This window comes from Pseudomonas hygromyciniae (assembly GCF_016925675.1).
GTDB classification, from domain to species: Bacteria; Pseudomonadota; Gammaproteobacteria; order Pseudomonadales; family Pseudomonadaceae; genus Aquipseudomonas; species Aquipseudomonas hygromyciniae.
The window spans coordinates 5,854,120-5,878,019 of the sequence record NZ_CP070506.1 but is presented as its reverse complement, the minus strand read 5'-3'; the positions used below and the strand labels follow the sequence as shown (position 1 = coordinate 5,878,019).

Genomic DNA, 23,900 nt, shown 5'->3' with positions numbered 1-23,900 from the left:
TCCACGCCTATTCGCCGTTCGGTATGGGTTTCGATGAGTTGCAACAGCCAGAAAGTCAACGCGCTGCGCCGGCAGATCCCCTCGTTCGAGTGTGTGCCGGGTTGCCATGATTGCTGTGGGCCGGTGACGACATCCACCGAGGAAATGTCGCGCCTGCCGCGCAAGACCGCGGCCGAGCAGGAAGCGGCCATGGATGAGCTGAACTGTGTACACCTGGGGCCCAACGGTTGCACGGTGTACGACGAGCGCCCATTGATCTGTAGGTTGTTTGGTACCACGCCCAGCCTGCCATGCCCCAACAACCGTGGGCCGGTGGAACTGATTCACCCTCGGGTCGAGAAGCAGATCCACGAGTACATGGCGACGACGCGGCAGGTGCTTGTTTAGCTGATCTACTCGGTCAAAAAGTGGGAGCTGGATCAATCCGGGATCGGCAGGTTCAGGCTCTCTTTCACCTCTTCCATCACGATATAGCTCTTGGACTCGCGCACATGGGGCAGCTTGAGCAGGATGTCGCCCAGCAGTTTGCGGTACGAAGCCATTTCGGAAATCCGCGCCTTCACTAGATAGTCGAAATCCCCCGAGACCAGGTGGCACTCCAGCACATGGGGCAGTTTCAGCACGGCACGTCGGAATTCTTCGAAGGTATCGCCGGATTTGTAGTCGAGGCTGATCTCGACAAACACCAGCAGGCTACCCTTCAAGTGCTGCGGATTGAGGCGGGCGTTGTAGCCCATGATGATCCCCTCGCGCTCCAGGCGCCGGACCCGTTCAGTGCAGGGCGTGGTCGACAACCCTACCTTCTCCCCTAGCTCGGTAAATGAGATCCGCCCGTCTGCCTGCAGGATGCGCAGGATGTTGCGGTCGATCTTGTCCAGCTCCCGCTTGGTCTGGGTATTGGTCCGCATAGGGGATGCTCCTCCGTGAAAAGGGTTTTTGCCGAGAATTGTCGCCAAATATAGGCACTTATATAGTGAAATGCACTGGTCATTGCTTTTTATACTGCCCACATCTTTGTGCTGAACAACAAACGTCAGCGGTCAAGCCGTGATGAGGATATAAAAATGCGCGTTTTGGTCTTGGGTAGCGGTGTCATTGGTGTGGCCAGTGCCTACTATTTGGCGCGTGCCGGTTTTGAAGTGGTCGTGGTCGACCGTCAGCCGGCCGTTGCAATGGAGACCAGCTTCGCCAACGCAGGCCAAGTCTCGCCCGGCTATGCATCGCCATGGGCTGCGCCGGGTGTGCCGCTCAAGGCCATCAAGTGGCTGTTGCAGCGTCATGCGCCGCTGGCGATCAAGGCCACGGCCGATATCGACCAATACCTGTGGATGGCGCAGATGCTGCGTAACTGCACGGCCAACCGTTATGCGGTGAACAAGGAGCGCATGGTGCGCTTGTCCGAGTACAGCCGCGACTGCCTCGATGAACTGCGCGCCGAGACCGGCATTGCCTACGAAGGTCGCAGCCTGGGTACTACGCAATTGTTCCGCACCCAGGCGCAACTCGATGGCGCGGCCAAGGATATCGCCGTGTTGAAAGAGTCCGGCGTACCGTTCGAGCTGCTCGACCGCGCCGGCATCGCCCGCGTCGAGCCGGCCCTGGCCAGCGTCACGGATATCCTGGCCGGTGCCTTGCGCCTGCCCAATGACCAGACCGGCGACTGCCAGATGTTCACCACCCGCCTGGCCGATATGTGCAAACAGTTGGGTGTGGAGTTCCGTTTCGAGCAGGACATTCAGCGCCTGGACCACGCCGGTGATCGTATCAACGGTGTGTGGATCGACGGCAAGCTGGAAACCGCCGATCGCTACGTGCTGGCCCTGGGCAGCTACTCGCCGCAGTTGCTCAAGCCGCTGGGGATCAAGGCGCCGGTGTATCCGCTCAAGGGTTACTCCCTGACTGTGCCGATCACCAACCCGGCGATGGCCCCGACTTCGACCATTCTCGACGAAACCTACAAGGTTGCGATCACCCGGTTCGACAACCGCATCCGGGTCGGTGGCATGGCTGAAATCGCCGGTTTTGACCTGTCGCTGAACCCGCGCCGGCGCGAAACCCTGGAGATGATCGTCAACGACCTTTATCCTCAGGGCGGTGATTTGAGCGAGGCCACGTTCTGGACCGGCCTGCGCCCGACCACCCCGGACGGTACGCCAATTGTCGGCGCCACCCCGTTCAAGAATCTGTTCTTGAACACCGGCCACGGCACCCTAGGCTGGACCATGGCTTGCGGCTCCGGTCGCTTGCTGGCGGACCTGATGGCCAAGAAAACCCCGCAGATCAGCGCCGCTGGCCTTGATATTTCCCGTTACGGCAACCCTCAGGAGTCCACAAAACATGTCAATCCAGCGCCAGCTCACCAATGAGCGCATGAGCCAGATCGTTGTCCACAGCGGTACCGTGTATCTGGCAGGGCAAGTCGGCGACGACATGAGTGCCGGAATTGAACAGCAGACCCGTGAGACCCTGGCCAATATCGAGCGTTTGCTGGATCTGGCCGGTACCGACAAAACCAGGTTGCTGTCGGTGACGATCTACCTCAAAGACATCGACGCCGACTTTGCCGGCATGAACGCGGTATGGGACAAATGGCTGCCAAAAGGCGTCGCCCCGGCCCGCGCTACGGTCGAGTCGAAACTGTGTGAGCCAGAAATCCTGGTCGAGCTGTCTGTCGTGGCCGCTCTTCCTTAAACGATCCCTCTTCCGGTGCCGGCGTTATTGGCCGGTACCGGTTTTTTCTTCCCATCGCCGCCTAGAAGCCTGCCGCCATGCGTCCTGCCCGTGCCCTGATCGACCTACAAGCCCTGCGCCACAACTACCAATTGGCCCGCGAACTGACCGGGGCCAAGGCCCTCGCCGTGGTCAAGGCTGACGCCTACGGCCATGGAGCCGTGCGCGTGGCCCAGGCCCTGGAAGACCAGGCCGACGGTTTTGCCGTGGCCTGTATCGAGGAGGCGTTGGAGTTACGTGCTGCCGGGATTGGTGGGCCGGTGTTGTTGCTCGAAGGGTTCTTCGAGGCCGACGAACTGCCGCTGATCATCGAGCATGACTTCTGGTGTGTGGTGCATTCGTTGTGGCAGCTGGAAGCGATTGAACAGGCGCGCCTGAGCAAGCCGCTGACGGTGTGGTTGAAGCTGGACTCGGGCATGCACCGGGTCGGCTTGCATCCCAAGGATTATCACGACGCCTATCAGCGCCTGCTGGCCAGCGGCAAGGTGGCCAAGATCGTGTTGATGAGCCACTTCGCCCGCGCCGATGAACTGGACTGCACAAGCAGCGATGAACAGGTCGCGGTATTCGACGCGGCGCGCCAGGGCTTGGCGGCCCAGGTCAGCCTGCGCAATTCGCCGTCGGTGATGGGTTGGCCGAGCGTTTCCAGTGATTGGGTACGGCCGGGCATCATGCTTTATGGCGCGACCCCCTTTGGTGAAGACCAGGCGGTTGCCGCGCGTTTGCAGCCGGTGATGACCCTGGAGTCGAAAGTCATCTGCGTACGCGAGCTGCCTGCGGGCGAGCCAGTGGGTTATGGCGCGCGGTTTGTAACGCCCAAGCCGATGCGTATCGGTGTGGTTGCCATGGGTTATGCCGACGGTTATCCACGGCATGCGCCGACCGGTACGCCGGTGTTGGTCGCCGGCCAGCGCAGCCAATTGCTGGGGCGGGTGTCGATGGACATGCTGTGTATCGACCTGACCGATGTGCCCCAGGCCGGCCTGGGCTCTACTGTCGAGTTGTGGGGCAAAAACATCCTCGCCAGCGACGTGGCGACTGCCGCCGATACCATCCCTTATCAGATTTTCTGCAACCTGCGCCGTGTGCCACGGCTCTATTCCGGCGCTTAGCCGCCAGTTGTAGATGACGCCCACCGGGATTCAGACCAAAGTGTTGTAAATACTGAACGCTGTCGCCATGATAACGCTCAATTACAACAAAGCCTGAATCCTAGGAGGCTCCTGCATTGGACGTCGGCGAACGACTGCAATCCATCCGTAAACTGAAAGGTCTTTCCCAGCGTGAACTCGCCAAGCGTGCGGGCGTCACCAACAGCACCATTTCGATGATCGAGAAAAACAGTGTCAGCCCATCCATCAGCTCCTTGCGCAAGGTGCTGGGCGGCATCCCCATGTCCATGGTCGAGTTCTTTTCCGAGGAGATCCTCCAGGAAAAACCGACGCAGATAGTCTATAAAGCCAATGAGCTGATCGACATCTCCGATGGCGCGGTGACCATGAAGCTGGTGGGCCGGGCACATCCGAGCCGGGCGATTGCGTTTCTCAACGAAATCTACCCACCGGGCGCCGATACGGGTGAGGAAATGCTGACCCATGACGGCGAGGAAACCGGGATCCTGCTGGAAGGTCGTCTGGAACTGGTGGTAGGCGTTGAAACTTTTGTGCTCGAAGCCGGCGATAGCTACTACTTTGAAAGCACCAAGCCACACCGTTTTCGCAATCCGTTCGATGTGCCGGCGCGACTAATCAGCGCAGCCACACCCGCGAACTTTTAACAGAAGAGGCGCCCTGCCTACCTTGCAGAGGTGCCCGTAGTTGTATTTCGTCATGCTCAATCTCCCCTTGGATAATAGGGTTGTTTCAGTGAGGCGGCCTAACCGTTATACTTTCGCCGCCTGCGAAACCGTGGCCGCAGGCGTGAATAGCCACCATGAGGGTGAACGCGTGAACCTAATTATGAAAATGCTGGCTGTACCAGCAACCGTACTGGCCCTTTGGGCTGCCAGCGCTCAAGCTGCGACCAATGATGATATTGCCAAGCGCCTTGAACCCGTGGGGAAGGTTTGTATTCAAGGTGAGGAATGCAAGGGCATGGAAGTCGCTGTGACAGCGGGCGGCGGCGGCGCAAAAACGCCGGACGAGATCATCGCCAAACACTGTAATGCTTGCCACGGCACTGGCCTGTTGGGCGCACCGAAAATCGGTGACACCGCAGCCTGGAAAGAGCGCGCCGACCACCAGGGCGGCCTCGACGGCATCCTGGCCAAGGCCATCACCGGCATCAACGCCATGCCGCCTAAAGGCACCTGCTCCGATTGCTCGGATGACGACCTCAAGGCTGCAATCGAGAAGATGTCTGGTTTGAAATAAACCGATCTTCGCCAAAAAGCCGCTGACCAGCGGCTTTTTTGTGCCCGCAATTTGGCGCTCAAGGCTGTTCATTGCAGCAAAGACCCGGCAAGCTCGGTCCAACCCCTAATCACGGAACGTAAGGAGGGTCGGATGGTGCAGTTGTGTTCAATCGAGCAAGCGGTCGATGACGTCCTGGAGCGCCTGCCTGCGCATATCCACATGGGTATGCCGCTGGGCCTGGGTAAGCCGAATCTGTTTGCCAACGCCTTGTACCGGCGCATCGCCAAGCTGCCCGAGCGGGCGCTGACGATCTACACCGCGTTGAGCCTGGGCCGCCCGCCGTTGGGTGATGGTTTGCAGAAGCGCTTTCTGGAGCCGTTTGTCGAGCGGGTGTTCGGTGATTACCCCGAGCTGGATTTCCTCGACGCCCTGCGCAAGGACAGCCTGCCGGCCAACATCCACGTGCAGCAGTTCTTTATGCAGCCCGGCAGCCTGCTGCATAGCACCTCGGCCCAGCAGGATTACGTCAGCAGCAACTACAGCCATGCCGCCCGCGATATCAACGCCGCCGGCCTGAACCTGGTCGCGCAATTGGTGGCCAGTAGCAGTGAGCACCCGGATCGCCTGAGCCTGAGCTGCAACCCGGATATCACCCTCGACCTGTTGCCCATGATCGCCAAGCGCCGCGCGGCCGGCGAGACCATCCTGGTGGTCGGCCAGGTGCATGAAGATTTGCCCTACATGCCCGGTGATGCCGAACTGGGCATGGATCAGTTCGACTTTCTGATCGACGAAAAAGACCGCACCACGCTGTTCTCTACGCCCAACATGCCAGTGGGTTTGCAGGACCACTTCATCGGTTTGCACGCCAGTACCTTGGTGCGCGATGGCGGCACCTTACAGATTGGCATCGGTTCGATGGGCGACGCCTTGACCGCCGCGTTGCTGGCGCGTCAGGCCGATAACGAGGGCTATCGGCAATTGCTCACCGACCTGGATGTGTACCAATGGGCGCCGCTGATCAGCCGTGAGGGCGGGGTCGAGCCGTTTGCCCGGGGCCTTTATGGTTGCAGCGAAATGTTCGTCAACGGCCTGCTGGTACTGGCCGATGCGGGGATTGTGCGGCGCAAGGTGTACCCGGATGTGGCGACGCAGGAGCAGGCCAACGCGGGACTGCTGGACGATGCAGCACAGCCCGATGGCATATCGATCCACGGTGGTTTCTTCCTCGGCCCCCGCAGTTTTTACCAGCGCCTGCAGGAAATGACCCACGCCAAGCGCCTGGAATTCAACATGACTCGCATCAGCTATATCAACGAGCTGTACGGGCAGGAAGAACTCAAGCGTTTGCAGCGTGTGGATGCGCGGTTTATCAACAGTGCGATCATGGTCACGTTGCTGGGTGCAGGCGTTGCCGACCAACTGGAAGACGGCCGCGTGCTCAGCGGGGTGGGTGGGCAATACAACTTTGTTGCCCAGGGCCATGCGCTGGAGGGCGCGCGCTCGATCCTGATCCTGCGCAGTTGGCGTGAATCGGCCGGCGAGGTCAGCTCCAATATTGTCTGGGAATACGGCCATTGCACGATTCCCCGGCACCTGCGCGATATCGTGATCACCGAATACGGCATCGCTGACCTGCGCGGCCAGACCGACGCCCAGGTGATCGAGGCGTTGCTCAATATCACCGACTCACGGTTCCAGGCCGACTTGATCGAACAGGCGCAAAAAGCCGGCAAGTTGCCCAAGGACTTCCAGCTCGACCCGCGCTTTGCCGACAACACCCCCGAGCGTTTGCAGGCGGTGCAGGCGCGGCATACAAGGCTGTTCCCGGAGTATCCGCTGGGCAGTGACTTCACCGATGAAGAGCGGGATTTGTTGCGCGCGCTGAACTGGCTCAAGAGCAAATTCAAGCTGACCGAGATTCTGGAGTTGGGCAAGGCGGCGTTGGATGCACCGGAGCCTGAGGCGTTTCCCGAGCATCTAGTGCGCATGCGCCTGGATAAGCCTGAGGGGTTTAAAGAGGATCTGTATCAGCGCCTATTGCTTGCTGGCCTACAGGCCACCGCACACTGACAGGTAACACAAGGCAAATGTGGGAGCTGGCTTGCCTGCGATGAGCATAGGTATCTACACAACTCTCAGAAACTGACGAACTCCCCCGTGGCGAGCGGGCTTGTCCCGCGCTGGGCTGCGTAGCAGCCCCAAAAGGCCCGCCGCGTTTCTTCAGATAAACCGCGATGGCCGGGTTTAGGGCTGCTACGCAGCCCAGCGCGGGGCAAGCCCGCTCGCCACAACTGCGCTATCTACCTGGATCTAGGCGTTACGGTAAAGTTGTGTAGATACCTATGCTGCGATGAGGGCCTGCCAGTCGACATCTCTGTCGCCTGACACTGCGCTATCGCAGGCAAGCCCGCTCCCACATTTTTAACTGTGCTCGTTCACCTTCAGTCGATGAAGGTCACAACCCCACCCGCCAGGGACTTGACCCGCGCCAGCGACTCAACCCGGTAGCCCTGGGCGTCCAGTTCTGCACGGCCGCCCTGGAACGACTTCTCGATCACAATCCCCAGGCCCGCCACGGTGGCGCCGGCCTGTTTGATGATCGAAATCAGCGCCTGGGACGCCTTGCCGTTGGCCAGGAAGTCATCGATCACCAGCACGCGGTCGCTGCTGGTCAGGTGCCGAGGGGAGATCGCCACGGTACTTTCGACTTTCTTGGTGAAGGAATACACCGTCGCCGACAGCAGGTTTTCCGTCAGGGTCAGGGACTGTTGCTTACGGGCGAAAATCACCGGCACACCCAGGTTCAAGCCGGTCATGATCGCCGGCGCGATGCCCGAGGCTTCGATGGTGACGATCTTGGTGATCCCCGAATCCTTGAACAGTGCGGCGAATTCGTCGCCGATCAGCTTCATCAGCGCCGGGTCGATCTGATGGTTCAGAAAGGCGTCGACCTTGAGTACCTGGTCGGAAAGCACGATGCCTTCTTCGCGAATTTTCTTGTGCAGTGCTTCCACAAAAGCTTCCTCTGGTGGCGCAAGGGGCGCCGAAAGTAGATTAAAAAGTAGTCGATTCTAGCGCTTTAGCATCGCGCGTATATCCGCCAGGGCGGTGTTACCACGTACCGCCTTGACTTCAGTTGGGGTGTCGTCGTTGCCTTCCCAGGCCAGATCGTCCGGTGGCAGCTCATCAAGGAACCGGCTCGGGGCGCAGTCGATGATCTCGCCGTACTGCTTGCGCTTGGCCGCAAAGGTGAAGGCCAGGGTCTGACGCGCGCGGGTAATGCCCACGTAGGCCAGGCGCCGTTCTTCTTCAATGGTGTCGGCTTCGATACTGGAGCGGTGTGGGAGGATTTCCTCTTCCATGCCCATGATGAACACGTAGGGGAATTCCAGGCCCTTGGATGCATGCAAGGTCATCATCTGCACGCCTTCGGCGCCATCTTCTTCTTCCTGCTGGCGCTCGAGCATGTCGCGCAGCACCAGCTTGCCGATGGCGTCCTCGACGGTCATTTCACCGTCTTCGTCTTTTTCCAGGGTGTTCTTCAGCGCTTCGATCAGGAACCAGACGTTGCCCATGCGGTAATCCGCGGCCTTGTCGCTGGAGCTGTTGGTGCGCAGCCAGTTTTCATAGTCGATGTCCATGACCATGCTGCGCAGGGCGCTGATCGGGTCTTCGCCGGCACACTGCTCGCGCACCTTGTCCATAAAGCGCTTGAAGCGCGACAGGCGATCGGTGAAACGCGTATCCAGGTGTTCGCCCAGGCCGATTTCGTCGGTGGCGGCGTACATCGAGATCTTGCGTTCGGTGGCGTAGTTGCCGAGTTTTTCCAGGGTGGTGGAGCCGATCTCCCGACGCGGCACGTTGATCACGCGCAGGAACGCGTTGTCGTCATCCGGGTTCACGATCAACCGGAAGTAGGCCATCAGATCCTTTACTTCCTGGCGTCCGAAAAAGCTGTTGCCCCCAGACAGGCGATACGGCACCTGGTGGTGCTGCAACTTCAGCTCGATCAGCTTGGCCTGGTAGTTGCCGCGATACAGGATCGCAAAATCGCTGTAGGGCCGGTCGGTGCGCAGGTGCAGGCTGAGGATCTCGACGGCCACGCGCTCGGCTTCGGCGTCTTCGTTGCGGCAGCGGATCACGCGGATCTCATCGCCATGGCCCATCTCGCTCCACAACTGCTTTTCAAACTCGTGGGGGTTGTTGGAGATCAGCACGTTGGCGCAACGCAGGATGCGGCTGGTGGAGCGATAGTTCTGCTCCAGCATCACCACTTTCAGCGACGGGTAGTCGACCTTGAGCAGCATCAGGTTTTCCGGGCGCGCACCGCGCCAAGCGTAGATCGACTGGTCATCGTCGCCGACCACGGTGAACTGGTTGCGCGTACCGATCAGCAACTTCACCAGCAAATACTGGCTGGCGTTGGTGTCCTGGTATTCGTCCACCAGCAGGTAGCGCACCTTGTTCTGCCACTTTTCGAGGATGTCGGCGTGTTCCTGGAACAGCTTGACCGGCTGCAGGATCAGGTCGTCGAAGTCCACCGCATTGAACGCCTTGAGCGTGCGCTGGTAGTGGGTGTAGACGATGGCGGCGGTCTGTTCCTTGGGGTTGCGTGCGTTTTCCAGGGCTTCGGGGGGCAGGATCAGGTCGTTTTTCCAGGCGCCGATCATGTTCTTGATCTCATCGACGCCGTCGTCGCCCGCGTATTCCTTCTGCATGATGTCGGTCATCAGGGCCTTGACGTCGGTCTCGTCAAAGATCGAGAAGCCCGGCTTGTAGCCCAGCCGCGCATGCTCCTTGCGGATGATGTTCAGCCCCAGGTTGTGGAAGGTACACACGGTGAGGCCGCGGCCTTCGCCACCCTTGAGCAGGGTGCCGACGCGCTCTTTCATCTCGCGCGCGGCCTTGTTGGTAAAGGTCATGGCGACGATGTACTGGGCACGGATGCCACAGTTCTGGATCAAGTGCGCGATCTTGCGGGTGATCACGCTGGTCTTGCCGGAGCCAGCACCGGCGAGCACCAATAGAGGGCCGCCGACGTAGTTCACGGCTTCTTGCTGCCGGGGATTGAGTCGGGACATACAGGGTTTTGGGAGTCTTTGAGCGAAAAGGGCGGGCATTTTAACAGGCTGGCAAGATTCTGCTGCCTCTGAACGACAGTGTGACGTACCACTCGATCTAAATTTGCCGCTTTTGTTACTTTGCCGCAGGATGTGCGGGGTTTTTGGGTCTATTGTTCGATCTAGAGCCGCACTGCGCGTATTTGATAACCAATATCATTGGTCATTATCAGGCTGCACGTCATAATGCCCGCCGCCAACGAAATCTTGCACAGTCTAGGGAGCTAGCTTGTCTACGCCTGTCGAACCCTTGCGTTTGCTGCTATTGGCCGATACGCCTACGTGGGCAGCATTGTTGCGCGAGTGCCTGGTGCCGATGGGTGATGGTGCCGTGCTGATCAGTGCACCAAGCTGGGAGTCGGTGAGCAGCCTGTTCGACGATGATCGCTCGGCCGTATTGCTCACTACCCCGAGCCTGCAACCCGGCCCTGGCCGTTGCAGCCTGCCCACCGTATTGCTACTGGAGCAGGAACCGCTGGTTGCACCGCTGGGCGCCAGTGACTGGTTGATTCACGGTGGGTTTGATGTGGACACGGTGCGCCGCTGCCTGCGCCACGTGCGCGAGCGGGGCTTGCTGGAAAACACCCTGCAACGCCTGGCCGAACAGGACCCGCTGACCGGCATCGCCAACCGCCAGGGCTTCCAGACCCTGCTGGCCGCGCGCCTGGCGGAAAACGACGGGCGTGGCCTGGCACTCGGTCACCTGGACCTGGACAACTTCCGTCATGCTAACGATGCCCTCGGCCACCAGGCGGGCGACCGGTTGATCTTGCAAGTGGTCTCGCGGCTCAAGAGCCAACTCGAAGTCGGCGACCAATTGGCGCGCCTGGGCAGTGACGAATTCGCCTTGCTGATCGACACCCGCCGTGCGCCGCAACGCGCCGAGTGGATGGCTGAGCGCATCATCGAGGCCATGGCCGAGCCCTATTGGGTCGATGGCGAGAGCCTGCTGATCGGCTGCAGCCTCGGTGTGGCCCATGCCCGCGCCAAGGCCGGTGCTGACCCGTTGATGTGGCACGCGCATATCGCCATGCAACAGGCCAAGAGCACCCAGGGCTGCACCTTTCATATCTTCAATGAACGCATCAACCGTAACGCCCGCAGCCTCGCCGACCTGGAAAGCGAACTGCGCCGGGCGCTGCGCCGTGATGAACTGGAGCTGCATTACCAGCCGCGGTTGGACCTGGACGATGGGCATATCGTCGGCCTCGAAGCTCTGGTGCGCTGGCGCCATGGCGAGCGCGGCCTGTTGCCGCCAAGCGAGTTCGTGCCCTTGGCCGAGCAGAGCGGCCTGATCGTGCCGTTGGGCTACTGGGTGATTTCCCGTGCCCTGCGCGACATGCAGGACCTGCGCGAACGTGGCCTGCCGCCGCTGCACATGGCGGTCAACCTGTCGTTTCGCCAGTTCCAGGACACCCAATTGCTGTCGACCCTGAGCCGGCTGATTGCCGAGCGTGGGGTGGAGGCGCAGTGGCTGGAATTCGAACTGACGGAAACCGCCGTGATGCGCCGCAGCGACCTGGTCAAGCAGACCATGGACGCCTTGGGTCGCCTGGGTGTGCGCTTTTCCCTGGATGACTTTGGTACCGGGTTTTCGTCCTTCGTCCACCTCAACAGCTTGCCGATTGCCCTGCTCAAGATCGACAAGAGCTTTGTCGGCGGCATGGAAGAGCGCGAGGAAAACCGCAAGCTGGTGCACGCCATGATCAACCTGGCCCATAACCTCAACCTGGAAGTGGTGGCCGAAGGTGTGGAGACGCCCGAGCAACTGGCGTTGTTGCGTCTGTTTGGCTGCGACCAGGCCCAGGGTTACCTGATCAGCAAGCCGCTGCCGCTGGCGGAACTGGTGGAGTACCTGACATTTGGCAGCAGCCAGCAGGCGCTGTTGGGTGAAGTGATCTGACTTTGTAAGCCCAATCAAAAATGTGGGAGCTGGCTTGCCTGCGATAGCGGTGGGTCAGCCAGCCTCACCGCCAACTGACACAGCGCTATCGCAGGCAAGCCAGCTCCCACATTGACCGAGTACATGCTTCAGTTCGGCTGTGGGGCCGTGTCGATTTGCGGTTCCTGGGCAATCATCCGCTTCATCTTTCTTTCAAACGCCCACGTCAGGGTAATCGCCGCACAGGCCAGGCCCAGTGCCAAGCCCCACCACACGCCCGTCGGGCCCCAGTCCAGGGTAAACGCCATCAACCAGGCCGCCGGCGCGCCAATCAACCAGTAGCAACCTAGGCCGACAAGGAAGGTGGTCTTGGCATCCTTGAGCCCGCGAATACAGCCCATGGCGATGGTTTGCACGCCGTCGAACAACTCGAACCACGCCGCCACCGCCAACAGGCTGACCGCCAGGCTGATCACCTGGGCGAAGGCCGGGTCGTCATGGTCGAGGAACAGGCCGATCAGCGGGTCTGAAAACAACCAGAACACCATGGCAAACCCCAGCATCACCGTTGCGCCGAAGGCGATCCCGACCCGCCCGGCCAACCGCGCGCCAAGCAAATGCCCGCCGCCGTAGTGCAAGCCGATGCGCATGGTGACCGCGTAAGACATGCCCGCCGGCACCATGAACGCCACCGAGACGATTTGCAGGGCAATCTGATGGGCCGCCAATTGCGTACTGCCCATGGTGCCCATGCACAGCGCCGCAAAGGCGAACAAGCCGACTTCCACCGCGTAGGTGCCGCCAATCGGCAGGCCCAGGCGCCACAGCTCGCGCAGGTAGTGCAGGTTGGGCCGCAACAGGCCCTTGCCCAGCGGATACGCCGCGTAGGCGCGGTTGTATTTGATGTACCACAACAGCGCCAGGGCCATGCAGTTGGCGACAATCGCGGTGACCAGGCCAATGCCCATCAGGCCCAGCTTGGGCAGGCCGAACATGCCTTCGATCAACGCATGGTTGAGCAGGTAGTTGATCACCGTGCCGCACAGGCTGATCACCATCACCGGCGTGGCTTTGCCGATGGCGCTGGTGAAGCCGCGCAGGGCCATGAACGTCAGGTAACCGGGCAGGGCGAACGGCAGGATCATCAGGAACTGGCCGGCCGACTGCACGTTGGTTTCGGTCTGGCCGAACATCAGCAGCACCGGCTTGAGGTTCCACAGCAGCAGGCCCGCCACCAGGGCCATCAGCCAGGCCAGCCAGAGCCCGGCCTGGGTCAGGCGGGTCGCGCCTTCGATATCACCGGCGCCCTGGCGGATAGCGACCAGGGTGCCCACGGCGGCTATCACGCCGATGCAAAAGATCGACACAAACGAGTAGCTCGCCGCCCCCAGCCCGCCGCCGGCCAAGGCTTCGGGGCTCAGGCGGGCCATCATCAGGGTGTCGGTGAGCACCATCAGCATGTGCGCCAACTGGGAGGCAATCAACGGCCCTGACAGCCGCAGAATGGCCCAGAGTTCGGTACGCGCCGGATGCTGCATGATCATCACGCTCAATATTTGCACAAAGGGTAGAGGGGTTGATTCTCGGCGCTCGCAGCGCTTTGCACAAAGGGATAAATGCGATCAGTCACATGATTAAAACTCATGCCAGGACGATTCTGGTAGGGTTTGCGGATCAAGCCGTCGGAGTTTTCCTCATGTCTCGTCGCCTTCCTCCGCTGTATGCCCTGCGCGCGTTTGAAGCAGCGTCCCGGCACAACTCGTTCACCCGTGCCGCCGAAGAGCTGTCCATCACCCAAAGTGCGGTCAGCCGACATATCCGCACCCTGGAGGAGCACTTCGCCTGCCGCCTGTTCCAGCGCAGCGGGCGCACCTTGCAGCTCACCGAGTCGGCGCGTCTGCTGTTGCCCGGCGTGCGCGAGGGGTTTGCCGCCCTGGAGCGTGCTTGTCATACCTTGAATGCCGAGGACGACATCTTGCGCATGAAGGCCCCGTCGACCCTGACCATGCGCTGGTTACTGGCGCGGCTGAGTCGGTTCCGGCATCTGCAGCCGGGCAATGAGGTGCAGTTGACCAGCGCGTGGATGAGCATCGATGAAGTGGACTTCAACCAGGAACCGTTCGACTGCGCGGTACTGCTGAGCGATGGGCACTTTCCTGCGGACTGGGAAGCCAGTTACCTGTTTCCTGAATTGCTGATCCCGGTTGGCGCTCCGAACTTGCTCAACGATGGCCCCTGGGATGTGGAACGCCTGGCCGGCGCGGAACTGCTGCACCCGACGCCGGACCGGCGTGATTGGCGGCGCTGGTTGCAGCGAACGGGGTTGGCCTCCCGCGTCGCCATCAAGGGCGGGCAGGTGTTCGATACGCTGGAGCTGGGCATGATTGCTGCCGCCCGGGGCTACGGCGTGTCCATGGGCGACCTGTTGATGGTCGCCGAGGATGTGGCCCAAGGCCGTTTGAGTCTGCCTTGGCCTACTGCGGTGGCCAGCGGCGAAAGCTACTACCTGGTCTGGCCCAAGACCCGCCCCGGCGGTGAGCGCCTGCGCAGGCTGTCGGACTTCCTGCAAAGTGAAGTGCGGGCCATGGCACTGCCGGCAGTGGAACAGCTCGACTGAATCGATGCAGCGCCCGCCAACAATGCGTTGGAGTGATACCCCTGTGATTTGCTCAAGTATTGACCCCGGCCGCCGAAGTAGGTGTGTCGCAGCTGCCATTAGTTGCGGCTCAGCGTGCCCCCAATTCAAGAAATTCGCCGATTAGCGCTATGAGATCAGGAAGATCCGGGCCGCGGCCAGGAGCAGTCATGTCTCAACCCCGCGCCCGCATAGCTTCGCAGCTGGGCATCGCCTTGGCGGTCATATTGGCTGTCGTGATCAGCGGCAGCACCGTGTTTGCCCTACGCTCCCTTGATTCGGCCAACCTGCAGACCCGTGAAGAACACCTGGCCAGCGAAGCGCGTTTGCTCGCCGACCAACTCAATACCTTCCACAGCACCTTGCGCGAGAGCACCCAGCGTTTGAGCGGGTTGTTTGAAAAGCGCTTTGGCGCCGGGCTGAGTGTGCATGCCGAGCAGACGGTGAATGTGGCCGGGGTACCGACCCCGAGTCTCTACCTGGGCGATGCGGTGCTGAACAACAACTTCGACGAGGTCGATGAGTTCAAACAGATGTCCGGCGGCGTGGCCACGGTGTTTGTGCGCAGCGGCGAAGACTTTATCCGCATCAGTACCTCCCTGACCAAGCAGGACGGCAACCGCGCCATCGGCACTGTGCTGGATCGCCAGAGCCCAGCCTACCAGCGCCTGCTCGCCGGGCAGAGCTACATTGGTCGCGCGGTGCTGTTCGAGCGCTCCTACATGACCCAATACAGCCCAGTGAGCGACGCCAGCGGCAAGGTGATTGCGGTGTTGTTTATCGGTTTTGACTACACCGATGCGCAGAACGCCCAGTTCGCCAACCTCAAGCGTTTTCGCATTGGCCAGACGGGCTCGCTGGCGCTACTGGACGAGCAAAAGCACTGGCTGGTGCCGCCTGCCGGCGTGCAAGCGTTGGAGCAGGCGGTTCCGGTGATCCTGGAGTTGGCGCAAAAGCCCGGCCAGGGGCGGTTCTGGAGCGACCGGGGCGAAGACTTCTACAGCGTTGCCGTGCCGTTTGACGGCGGCCCGTGGTCGGTGGTGGCGAGCATGCCCAAGGCTGAGATCCGTGCTGTGACCTGGGCCGTGGGTATCCGCCTGGTGATTGGCAGTGTGCTGGCGATGCTGCTGGCCGTGGGGGCGGCGGTCTGGTTGCTGCGCAGTAAATTGCAGCCTTTGGGCGACCTGGTGCGCCAGGCGCAAGCCCTGGGCGCCGGTGATTTGAGTGCGCGGCTGAATGTCTCCAGCCAGGACGAAATCGGTCAATTGGCGCGCAGCTTCAACCAGATGGGCGAGGCCCTGTCGACCATGGTCTCGCATATCCGCGAGGCGGCCGAGGAGGTCAACAGCCGCGCCCAGGCGCTGTCGGGCTTGTCGGGTGGGGCCTATGAAGGCATGGAGCAGCAGTCCGGCGAGATCACCAGCATGGCTGGCGCGGTGGAAGAGTTCAGTGCCACCTCGTTGAACATTGCCGACAACATGGGCAATACCGAACGCCTGGCCCAGGAAAATGCCCAGCAGACCCGCATTGGCCGCAACTCGATGCAGGAGGCGTCCGCGTCCCTGGAACATATCGCCACGGCGCTCAACAGCACGGCCACGGTGATCAACACCCTAGGCCAGCGTTCCCAGGAAATCGGTGGCATCGTCGGCGTGATCACCTCGATTGCCGACCAGACCAACCTGTTGGCCCTCAACGCGGCCATCGAAGCGGCACGGGCTGGGGAGCAGGGGCGTGGGTTTGCCGTGGTTGCCGATGAGGTGCGCAACCTGGCCTCACGCACCCGCCAGGCCACCGATGAGATCTCCGGGATGATCCAGAGCATCCAGCAAGAAACCGGCAATGCCATCAGCACCATGGAGCAGGGCAATGTGCTGATGCAGGAAGGCTTGTCGCGCAATGCCGACGTTGCCTCGGCCCTGGCGCGCATTGACGAGCAAAGCCGCTCGGCGGGGCAGCAATTTGCCGCAATCACCACCGCCACCCAGGAGCAAAGCAGCACGGCGACCTTGCTCAGCAGCAACCTGCAGAGCATTGCACTGGCCAATAGTGAACAGCGTGAAGTGGTCTCGAACCTGGCGATTACCGCCAGGGAGCTGGAGACGTTGGCGGCGGGGTTGCGGCATGAGGTGGATCGGTTTCGTTGAAACACCCTCGATCAATTGTGGGAGCGGGCTTGCCCGCGATGGCGGTGTATCAGTCGCCGCATATGTCGGATGACCCGGCGCAATCGCGGGCAAGCCCGCTCCTACAGGGGATCTGAGCTCGGCTCAAGTCATCGCAGCCGGGCGATATTGCAGGGCCTCCGCCAGATGGTGACGAGCGATGGCATCTGCTTGCTCCAGATCCGCCAAGGTCCGTGCCACCTTGAGCAACCGATGCGCAGCCCGCAGCGATAGCGTCAGGCGTTCGCAGGCGCTCTCCAGCCAGCCTTCATCGACTTTCTCCAGCTGGCAGTGCTCACGCAACCCTGGCAGGTCGAGAAACGCATTGGCACAACCTTGGCGCCGTTGCTGATAGTCACGCGCTTGGGCGACACGTCGGGAAGCGCTGGCGGTGTCATCGCCGGCCTGTTTATCAGGATTCAGGGCGGTAGTTTCCCGGGCGACGGTCAAGTGCAGGTCGATGCGGTCCAGCAGCGGCCCGGACAGTTTGTTGCGGTAGCGCTGGATCTGCTCCGGCGTGCAGCGACAGCGCCCGCTGGGCTCGCCCATATAGCCGCAGGGGCAGGGGTTCATCGCCGCTACCAGTTGAAACCGCGCCGGGAAACTCACCCGGTCGCGGGCGCGGGAAATCACGATATGTCCGGACTCAAAGGGGTAGTCTTTTCTCACACATTATTGAAGCGTGTTTACCGGTTGTTAAACGCCCGGAAAACGGCATGTTTTTCTGATCGAGGTGGTTTTGAGTGCCGGGACTTGTACCGGTATGAAAAATCGCCGGATAACGCGGTGTGTGCGTCGGCTTTTCAGGCGTGACGGAAACGGTCAATCTGCTGCTATATTCTTGCCCAATACCACGCGGGATAGAGCACCATGATTAAGGAATCAAAGGAAGAAATTTTCATAAAAAGGGTGTTCCATCACTTCGGATTTGACCTTGAAAAAATTGGAGAAAGCGACGCAAAAAGCCCTGATTTCCTCACATCGGATGGTCAATATAAAATTCTGTTGGAATTGAAGACAAAAAATGAAAGCCAAGAAGTTCTTGATGAAAGAGACACGGTTTTAAAGACCGGCGAAATTTATTCAAAAACCACGCCACTACACCGAAATAATAGAATTTCCAAATTGTTTGACAAAGCCGCCAAGCAGTTTCACTCAAAGAAAGAAACCGTTGAAGCTGATTTTTGCTTTCTTATTCTGCATGCAAGCGGGCCTGCTACCTCTTATCATTTGAGCCAGTTTGAAGCATCGGCATATGGATCAGTGAAATTGATAACTTATGGGATTGCTAATGAGCCGTTGAAAGATTGTTACTATTTTCAAAATAGTGATTTTTACAAGCATCAATCCATAATTGATGGAGCAATATTTGTAGGAGAAAATAATCTGCAATTCTGTATTAACGATCTGTCTCCACGATATGATGCGGTGAAAAATTGCAGGTTTGTGAAAGCGTTCACTACTGGCGTAGTCGATCCGACTGCCAAAGAAGCCGCAGGCAAGGCGTATTCTGTACGAACCAATGTTGATAGAAATGATGAGTACGAACTCATAGAACATATCAAACAAAAATATTCGATGGACAAAGTAACCCCGTTTAATTTTATGCATCAAATGCTTATCACAAGAGTTGCCGCTAGTGAGGAAGAATAAAATGGCGGATATTAGGGAGCTAACAAAACGTCAGCACTACCATATGCGAGCAATTCTGAAAAATTTCTCGTTAGGTGAAGATCTAAGTATTTTTTACAAAGACGGAAGCACTGGAAGCCTGACCTACGAAGACAAAGCATTTTATGGGCATATTGCATGGTCGGATGAAACAGAAACACGTTATGGAGCCACCATCGAGAAAAAAGGATTGGGGCAAATACGTCACATCCTAAATACTCGTGGAGTGTCCGCACACCAAGACATATCGACATATCATATATTTTGGCGTTTGCGGCACATGTATGCGGTGACGCCTGAGCCAGTGACCAAAATTTATGAAGGTTTTGATTTCGGTACGTTGGAAGAAGTCAAAGACTGGGCCAATAGGCATGGGAAAATCTACGTCAATGGGGATGGCACCATTGATGGCATGTTTGCGGCAACTCTCAGGATTCAAGAAGGGCTTGATCGATACCGTAAAGACTATGAAGGCATATTTTGGTCAGTTGGAATTGCAGAACATGGCGGATTGATTTCGGCAGATAACTACCAAAGGTCTTTAATGTTTCCTTTATCGCCTCATATTTTGCTATGTGGCAAGCGTAAGAAAAATAAGAAGCCTTGGATTATGACTGACGAAGAAATCACGCAGGCAAACCAAATAGCGAAAAATGAATGCCATAGGTTTTGTTTTGGAAAGCCTAACAGCGATGATGCTACCGCATCATAATCTGGTGATCGCTTCGCTTTAAAATCACAAGCTTTTAAAGTCCAGAAAAAGGGCCTAAGCACAACAAACCATATATGGACGAAAACGGAAAATTGACAATATAAGAATACTGCCCACCCATAGGGTGGCGGTATGATTAACGGATTATTGACATTAAAAAAGCCCTTTCGGGCTGGTTTATATTCTCATCATATCGACTAGGCTTTTATAGTGTTTGTTCGTGTCGTTAAACGTCACCATTACATCAACGTCATCAATTGTGTAAACCGGGTTTAATAATGATGGTCTTGTGGCTTTTATCTCTTCGCTTTCTGTCTCTTGATAGTCGAATGGCTTCAACGTTTGTATTAACGTTAAATGGCCCAAATTACATTTTAACGTTTTCACTACCTTGCGATTTTTTACGAGCCTGATCGTAATTCTGTATTCATATTTCAATTCTTTGAAAAAGAAAAAATCTCGCGGCGTCATAGCTTCGTGGAACGCCTCTCTGTGAATTGGATCAATTTTTACCTTATTGACCGCCACTAATTCATCGGCATAAATCAACCTCGCATAATTTTCACAAGTTGAAATTTTCGAAATCGCTTTGTATTTTTTAGTCTTGCTTATCTTGATTACTGAATAATCATAGTCGAACTGATCTAAATCGAATAGGTGAATTTTTTTCTGTGTGGCGTCTTCGTATTCTTCTGACTTGAAATAGTCATGAAGCACATAATTGGCAACGCCAATTGATGACGCTGACTTGCTAACTAATAAAAATCTTGTAGGGTTTATTTCTCTGTTTTTTGAAAGTTGTATCGACGCTGAATACGGCACATGAGTGAAACGCTTCTTCTGCTAAATCGACTAGATTAAATTTCTTTTTGATATTTTTTCATAAATCTCCTTTTGTGTGTTGTTACTTAAATGAAAGCACGAAAAAAAGAAGAAGTCAACAGAAAGGGCCTAAACAATTTAGTGTATAGGGCTTATTGTCTAACCCTATTTTTTTAATAATGTTCAACCTTAAATATATTTTCAATCTGCTATTGACACGTAATTTATGGCTTACGCAAGCCATAAAACGACCATCGCAAAAATGGTAAAACTGAATAATTTGCAAGATTTTCTAAAATAAAATTGCCGAAATTTTATTGAAAAATAATTTGTCAAAAGAAAGGGCCTAAACCCAACAGGCACAAAAAAGCCCCAATCAAGGGGCTTTAATTTCTCGCGAAAAAATGTCAGGCAGTGACAGGAACGCCGCCCAGCTTTTTGATCAGTGCATCAAAGTCAGCGACTTTGTTTTTCTTCATCAGGTCGGCCAGATAATCAGCATAGGTCGTGAAGCCTAGTGCTTCAATTGTCTTACCAACGGCCCCAGCCTTTTTGCTTTGCAAGATCGTTTCAACACCATTGATCATGACTTTAAACTTCGGGGCTTTCGTCTTCGTGGTCTTCACGCTCACGCTTTTAGGTGTTTTAGCGGCTGTTTTAACGCCGTGAAGGGAATGCACCACATCGACAAAATCGGGCACCTTATAGCCGTATTTATTGCGAAGGGCTTCAAGCTCTTCGACAAATTTCATGACCTTTGCTTCTTCTTCATTTGATTGAAGTGTTTTGATTTGTTCAGCAATGGCATTTTGTTGCTCAGCAATTGCGTGTTGTTGTGCGAGTAGATCAAGCAATTTTGACATTTTTAAACGACCTTATGCAGTTCATGCAGGAAAGTGGAAAAGCCTTTTTCAATTTTAATGTAGAACTCAGGCCAATGATCATCGACGATCTTTGAAATGGTTTCTTTTACGTTATCAAGGTTTTCTTGGCTTTCGATTTCAGACTGTCGAAGCCCTAGTGTGTAGAGGATCACATAAAGGGCGTAGGTTTTTAAAGCCGATTTCAATGCGGTTTCAGCATTAAACAAGCCAAGATCAATCTTGGTTTTTAGATCCAGCACTTCAATACAATACTCGTCGTAATGAAGGCAATCTAAGGCTTTACCGTCCCTTGGATCTCTTGACCATTGGCTGTGCAGGGTTTCTAAAATGATCTCTTTATTTACGACTAGCTTTTCAATTATCAATCTTTTAGCCCATTCCATTGATCAAAAAATGGATTTTAAAATCACTCCTTGAAAAAGTCAAAATAAAGGGCCTAGGCTCTAACCAGAAAGATTTTAAGATCTTAGATCCACCAGATGAGCTTTTGACGTTCTGCCCTCATATTTTATATATACATTTACGAAGTAAATATCTTTTACCCTCCTGAAACTATCGAAAAAGCCCGCAAAAATCAGAGAAATCGCAAATGGCCGGTTATAGTTAACTGTAATCAACCCATCAAAAATGGTGGTTGTGGTTATAGTTAACTGTAAGATCGAAAATCAATTGTGCCGTTTTTTTCATTAAACAAAGGATAAAACAAATAGCATTAAAATACGGTGTGACATTTGTGTAAATATTTTCCCGTTATCTATTGAAAAAGGAAAAAATTATGGTTTGATATATATATGAATTAAGGATTTTAAAACCATGGAATACATCATCACAACCAAAGAAAAGAAAGTGGCAACATTGGAAAGATACATTTCGGTGCCTAAGCTTTTTCTTGCTTTGCCGTTTTTCACTCCAAAAAATTCAGCTTCAACTGAAAAATATACCGAAGTTGCAAAGTTCGGTGATCTTAGAAAGATTAGATTGAGGTCAGTCAACCTTTCCGTAATACGTGATTTTGAAGTGTTCTTGTTTCTAATGAAGAAAGCATATCTAAAAAAATCTAACACCTTTGAATTCGACAATACAGAGATTTTCGAGCTATTAAAAATAAAGCCCAATCATCGCGACAGCTTCATGAAAGAAGTTTACATAAACTTGATTGAAGAAAAACTTTCATCAATTGACGTTTCTTATACTAAAAGAGAAGATCTGTTAAATCAGAGAATTGGATTTAAGTTTATTGAATACAGACAGGTCAACAAAAAGACTACAAAAATAAGATTGAGCAAAGAATTTATTGAGTTCTTCAACGAGCTTGAATATCTCTATGACATACCATTAGATTTTTTAGACTTACTAAAAAATGAATACCAAAGAATTTTATACATTCTCTATGTGTGTAATCGAAAGAACGAAACAAATTTTTTCTCGCTTGAAGATTTAAGAAAGCGTTTCAACGTTTCTGAAACGACCTTGGACAAAACTGTTTCAATGAATATACGTAAAGCAAATGATGCATTGCTTGAATTGGGAATAATTACAAAATACGAAGAAGTCAAAGAAACGGTTACAGTGAAGGGTAAAACTATAACGAAGAAAAACGGTAAAACGGTGACTTTCAAAGTCGATTATACCTATAAGACTTTATATACCGAATTAGCCAAGAAAAGGGCGGCTGCTGCTAAGAATTTAGATGCTTTCAAAAAACCGATAAAGGTCAAAAAGACTAAGGTTGCAGAAGAAACGGAACAACCAAAATCAACAGACAATGGAGACGAAGAATGGGTATGAAAAAAGAAGAACAAAAGCCGCAATCGCGTGGCTTCATAGTAGAAGCGTTGATAATGAGAATTGAGGCACTTTTACACTTGATAAAAAGCGACGTGATAAGAGCGGCTATCTCCGCAAAATTAAGCGAAGTAAAAGACATTAAAGCTTTATATCAATTGTTATCGCTTGCACAAGCATCTATTGAAAGTAGTGAACTGATTGAAAATAAGATTAAGGGCGGTTTGGTTTTCCACCCGATTACGGGCGAGTTATTAAGTGAACTTGATTACACGGAAATATTGGATTATTTCATCGAAATGGGGAAAAAAGATTTGAATACCGTTAAACAAAAAAACAACCAAAAACCTAGTGTTTAACATCGATCAGGAGATCCATGAATGTAAGAAATTTAATCACTTTTTTAACGCTGCTTTTCCTTCCTGCCGTTGCGTTCGCATTCGGCAATGACGCCGCTGTTAAGGCTCAGGCTGAATTAATCTCTGCTATACAAAAATTGATCTACATAGGCTCATTTTTAATCGGTCTAATCCTGCTGGTTTCGGGTGGATACAAGATCAAAGCCATGTCAGACAATAACGAAAAAACCAAAATTTTCAGTGCTCCTATTATGGCGATTTTAGTAGGGGTCATCATGATGAATAGCTCCAACTCTTTGAGTGTCTTTGGTGCAACTCTATTCAGTGCTGAAAAGTTTTGCTTAGTTGTTGACGATGGCAGGATAAATGATAGCTGCATGAGCACTGAATTATCTGGCCTCACGGGTGAATTAAAAAGCCGTATAGAGAAGCTTTCAAGCGGTAACACCGCTGAAATATTCATGGATAAAATACAAATTATCATTGGGATTTTTCAAATCATAGGGCTGATTTATTTTCTAGTGGGTGCATACGGATTGGTGCAAGTAGCTAACGGTTCATCAAAAGATAGCGGCTACGGTAAACCCATCATAACCATGTTTGCATCGGCGTTGATTGTCGATATACCGCACACTGCACAAATGGCAATCAACACGCTCGAAAGCATAGGAATTAACTTTTAAAAAACCATGGGGAAATTATGAAAAATACGATGTTGCTTTTAACGCTTTTATTCTCAGTCAATGCTTTTGCTGATGACCCTGCATGGTGGAGCGAT

Annotated in this window: 22 protein-coding genes and 1 pseudogene; 15 read left to right on the top strand and 8 right to left on the bottom strand. The window is 55.0% G+C overall.

The annotated features are described in order from the left end of the window. The first annotated feature begins 33 nt into the window (after positions 1 to 33). Entirely contained in the window at positions 34 to 387 is a 354-nt protein-coding gene (locus tag JTY93_RS26660; RefSeq protein WP_029289779.1) for a YkgJ family cysteine cluster protein, read from the top strand. A 32-nt stretch (positions 388 to 419) separates the two neighbouring features. Here JTY93_RS26660 and JTY93_RS26655 read toward each other — a convergent pair whose 3' ends face one another. After that, positions 420 to 908, bottom strand: coding sequence for an Lrp/AsnC ligand binding domain-containing protein (locus tag JTY93_RS26655; protein WP_003206849.1), 489 nt, complete (start codon positions 906 to 908; stop codon positions 420 to 422). 156 nt (positions 909 to 1,064) lie between these two features. Here JTY93_RS26655 and dadA point away from each other — a divergent pair, with 156 nt between their 5' ends. The 6 genes from dadA (at position 1,065) to JTY93_RS26625 (ending at position 7,157) form a co-directional block, all read left to right on the top strand. Further along, positions 1,065 to 2,366, top strand: coding sequence for a D-amino acid dehydrogenase (gene dadA / locus JTY93_RS26650; RefSeq protein WP_029289774.1), 1,302 nt, complete (start codon positions 1,065 to 1,067; stop codon positions 2,364 to 2,366). After that, entirely contained in the window at positions 2,338 to 2,691 is a 354-nt protein-coding gene (locus JTY93_RS26645; protein WP_029289772.1) for a RidA family protein, read from the top strand. Before dadA ends, JTY93_RS26645 begins: the two co-directional genes overlap by 29 nt. A gap of 77 nt (positions 2,692 to 2,768) precedes the next feature. Further along, positions 2,769 to 3,842, top strand: a complete 1,074-nt coding sequence (gene alr, locus JTY93_RS26640; RefSeq protein WP_205476815.1) for an alanine racemase — start codon at positions 2,769 to 2,771, stop codon at positions 3,840 to 3,842. A 116-nt stretch (positions 3,843 to 3,958) separates the two neighbouring features. After that, positions 3,959 to 4,507: a cupin domain-containing protein gene (locus JTY93_RS26635; protein WP_029289768.1), complete on the top strand. Its 549-nt coding sequence runs from the start codon at positions 3,959 to 3,961 to the stop codon at positions 4,505 to 4,507. Positions 4,508 to 4,688: 181 nt separating this feature from the next. Beyond that, positions 4,689 to 5,102: a c-type cytochrome gene (locus JTY93_RS26630; protein ID WP_092232109.1), complete on the top strand. Its 414-nt coding sequence runs from the start codon at positions 4,689 to 4,691 to the stop codon at positions 5,100 to 5,102. 132 nt (positions 5,103 to 5,234) lie between these two features. Further along, positions 5,235 to 7,157: an acetyl-CoA hydrolase/transferase C-terminal domain-containing protein gene (locus tag JTY93_RS26625; protein ID WP_205476816.1), complete on the top strand. Its 1,923-nt coding sequence runs from the start codon at positions 5,235 to 5,237 to the stop codon at positions 7,155 to 7,157. Between the two features lie 371 nt (positions 7,158 to 7,528). On the opposite strand, the gene JTY93_RS26620 is transcribed toward JTY93_RS26625, so the two are convergent. Together JTY93_RS26620 and rep are read right to left on the bottom strand one after the other, a co-directional pair. After that, positions 7,529 to 8,101 (bottom strand): xanthine phosphoribosyltransferase, encoded by a 573-nt coding sequence (locus JTY93_RS26620; RefSeq protein WP_029289761.1) that lies wholly within the window; start codon positions 8,099 to 8,101, stop codon positions 7,529 to 7,531. 57 nt (positions 8,102 to 8,158) lie between these two features. Continuing rightward, on the bottom strand, positions 8,159 to 10,168 hold the full coding sequence (gene rep, locus JTY93_RS26615; RefSeq protein ID WP_029289758.1) for a DNA helicase Rep: 2,010 nt from the start codon (positions 10,166 to 10,168) through the stop codon (positions 8,159 to 8,161). A gap of 268 nt (positions 10,169 to 10,436) precedes the next feature. On the opposite strand from rep, the gene JTY93_RS26610 reads away from it, so the two are divergent. After that, entirely contained in the window at positions 10,437 to 12,110 is a 1,674-nt protein-coding gene (locus tag JTY93_RS26610; RefSeq protein WP_205476817.1) for a putative bifunctional diguanylate cyclase/phosphodiesterase, read from the top strand. Positions 12,111 to 12,238: 128 nt separating this feature from the next. Here the strand turns inward: JTY93_RS26610 and JTY93_RS26605 are convergent, their stop codons facing one another. Continuing rightward, positions 12,239 to 13,633 (bottom strand): NorM family multidrug efflux MATE transporter, encoded by a 1,395-nt coding sequence (locus tag JTY93_RS26605; RefSeq protein WP_205476818.1) that lies wholly within the window; start codon positions 13,631 to 13,633, stop codon positions 12,239 to 12,241. 152 nt (positions 13,634 to 13,785) lie between these two features. On the opposite strand from JTY93_RS26605, the gene JTY93_RS26600 reads away from it, so the two are divergent. Both JTY93_RS26600 and JTY93_RS26595 read left to right on the top strand, forming a co-directional pair. Beyond that, positions 13,786 to 14,706, top strand: coding sequence for a LysR substrate-binding domain-containing protein (locus JTY93_RS26600; protein WP_029289752.1), 921 nt, complete (start codon positions 13,786 to 13,788; stop codon positions 14,704 to 14,706). Between the two features lie 188 nt (positions 14,707 to 14,894). Further along, positions 14,895 to 16,871: a methyl-accepting chemotaxis protein gene (locus JTY93_RS26595; RefSeq protein WP_205476819.1), complete on the top strand. Its 1,977-nt coding sequence runs from the start codon at positions 14,895 to 14,897 to the stop codon at positions 16,869 to 16,871. A gap of 123 nt (positions 16,872 to 16,994) precedes the next feature. Here JTY93_RS26595 and JTY93_RS26590 read toward each other — a convergent pair. Next, positions 16,995 to 17,543, bottom strand: a pseudogene (locus tag JTY93_RS26590) (ATP-binding protein); the annotation flags it as partial. Positions 17,544 to 17,759: 216 nt separating this feature from the next. Between JTY93_RS26590 and JTY93_RS26585 the strand changes: the two are divergent. Beyond that, positions 17,760 to 18,542: a hypothetical protein gene (locus JTY93_RS26585; RefSeq protein ID WP_205476820.1), complete on the top strand. Its 783-nt coding sequence runs from the start codon at positions 17,760 to 17,762 to the stop codon at positions 18,540 to 18,542. Further along, entirely contained in the window at positions 18,529 to 19,272 is a 744-nt protein-coding gene (locus tag JTY93_RS26580) for a hypothetical protein (protein ID WP_205518963.1), read from the top strand. Before JTY93_RS26585 ends, JTY93_RS26580 begins: the two co-directional genes overlap by 14 nt. A gap of 177 nt (positions 19,273 to 19,449) precedes the next feature. Here JTY93_RS26580 and JTY93_RS26575 read toward each other — a convergent pair whose 3' ends face one another. From JTY93_RS26575 to JTY93_RS26565, 3 genes are all read right to left on the bottom strand, one after another. Continuing rightward, positions 19,450 to 20,094, bottom strand: a complete 645-nt coding sequence (locus JTY93_RS26575; protein WP_240357261.1) for a hypothetical protein — start codon at positions 20,092 to 20,094, stop codon at positions 19,450 to 19,452. Positions 20,095 to 20,501: 407 nt separating this feature from the next. Then, positions 20,502 to 20,957, bottom strand: coding sequence for a hypothetical protein (locus tag JTY93_RS26570; protein WP_060763827.1), 456 nt, complete (start codon positions 20,955 to 20,957; stop codon positions 20,502 to 20,504). A 2-nt stretch (positions 20,958 to 20,959) separates the two neighbouring features. Next, positions 20,960 to 21,361 (bottom strand): hypothetical protein, encoded by a 402-nt coding sequence (locus JTY93_RS26565; protein ID WP_060763828.1) that lies wholly within the window; start codon positions 21,359 to 21,361, stop codon positions 20,960 to 20,962. A 430-nt stretch (positions 21,362 to 21,791) separates the two neighbouring features. On the opposite strand from JTY93_RS26565, the gene JTY93_RS26560 reads away from it, so the two are divergent. From JTY93_RS26560 to JTY93_RS26550, 3 genes are read left to right on the top strand one after another with little or no spacing between them, the layout of a single operon-like run. Next, on the top strand, positions 21,792 to 22,766 hold the full coding sequence (locus JTY93_RS26560) for a hypothetical protein (protein ID WP_205476823.1): 975 nt from the start codon (positions 21,792 to 21,794) through the stop codon (positions 22,764 to 22,766). Next, a complete protein-coding gene (locus JTY93_RS26555; RefSeq protein WP_205476824.1) occupies positions 22,757 to 23,122 on the top strand; it encodes a hypothetical protein in 366 nt (121 codons plus the stop codon). Before JTY93_RS26560 ends, JTY93_RS26555 begins: the two co-directional genes overlap by 10 nt. 17 nt (positions 23,123 to 23,139) lie before the next feature. After that, the gene (locus tag JTY93_RS26550) at positions 23,140 to 23,805 is read left to right on the top strand and encodes a hypothetical protein (protein WP_205476825.1); all 666 of its coding nucleotides are present in this window, start codon (positions 23,140 to 23,142) and stop codon (positions 23,803 to 23,805) included. The last annotated feature ends 95 nt before the right edge of the window (positions 23,806 to 23,900 follow it).

What these genes read in the sequence shown, in the direction of transcription:
- JTY93_RS26660 (WP_029289779.1), top strand. Translation starts at nt 34, where the DNA reads ATGAGTTGCAACAGCCAGAAAGTCAACGCGCTGCGCCGGCAGATCCCC.
- JTY93_RS26655 (WP_003206849.1), bottom strand. Translation starts at nt 908, where the DNA reads ATGCGGACCAATACCCAGACCAAGCGGGAGCTGGACAAGATCGACCGC.
- dadA (WP_029289774.1), top strand. Translation starts at nt 1,065, where the DNA reads ATGCGCGTTTTGGTCTTGGGTAGCGGTGTCATTGGTGTGGCCAGTGCC.
- JTY93_RS26645 (WP_029289772.1), top strand. Translation starts at nt 2,338, where the DNA reads ATGTCAATCCAGCGCCAGCTCACCAATGAGCGCATGAGCCAGATCGTT.
- alr (WP_205476815.1), top strand. Translation starts at nt 2,769, where the DNA reads ATGCGTCCTGCCCGTGCCCTGATCGACCTACAAGCCCTGCGCCACAAC.
- JTY93_RS26630 (WP_092232109.1), top strand. Translation starts at nt 4,689, where the DNA reads ATGAAAATGCTGGCTGTACCAGCAACCGTACTGGCCCTTTGGGCTGCC.
- JTY93_RS26625 (WP_205476816.1), top strand. Translation starts at nt 5,235, where the DNA reads ATGGTGCAGTTGTGTTCAATCGAGCAAGCGGTCGATGACGTCCTGGAG.
- rep (WP_029289758.1), bottom strand. Translation starts at nt 10,168, where the DNA reads ATGTCCCGACTCAATCCCCGGCAGCAAGAAGCCGTGAACTACGTCGGC.
- JTY93_RS26605 (WP_205476818.1), bottom strand. Translation starts at nt 13,633, where the DNA reads ATGATCATGCAGCATCCGGCGCGTACCGAACTCTGGGCCATTCTGCGG.
- JTY93_RS26600 (WP_029289752.1), top strand. Translation starts at nt 13,786, where the DNA reads ATGTCTCGTCGCCTTCCTCCGCTGTATGCCCTGCGCGCGTTTGAAGCA.
- JTY93_RS26595 (WP_205476819.1), top strand. Translation starts at nt 14,895, where the DNA reads ATGTCTCAACCCCGCGCCCGCATAGCTTCGCAGCTGGGCATCGCCTTG.
- JTY93_RS26585 (WP_205476820.1), top strand. Translation starts at nt 17,760, where the DNA reads ATGATTAAGGAATCAAAGGAAGAAATTTTCATAAAAAGGGTGTTCCAT.
- JTY93_RS26570 (WP_060763827.1), bottom strand. Translation starts at nt 20,957, where the DNA reads ATGTCAAAATTGCTTGATCTACTCGCACAACAACACGCAATTGCTGAG.
- JTY93_RS26565 (WP_060763828.1), bottom strand. Translation starts at nt 21,361, where the DNA reads ATGGAATGGGCTAAAAGATTGATAATTGAAAAGCTAGTCGTAAATAAA.
- JTY93_RS26560 (WP_205476823.1), top strand. Translation starts at nt 21,792, where the DNA reads ATGGAATACATCATCACAACCAAAGAAAAGAAAGTGGCAACATTGGAA.
- JTY93_RS26555 (WP_205476824.1), top strand. Translation starts at nt 22,757, where the DNA reads ATGGGTATGAAAAAAGAAGAACAAAAGCCGCAATCGCGTGGCTTCATA.
- JTY93_RS26550 (WP_205476825.1), top strand. Translation starts at nt 23,140, where the DNA reads ATGAATGTAAGAAATTTAATCACTTTTTTAACGCTGCTTTTCCTTCCT.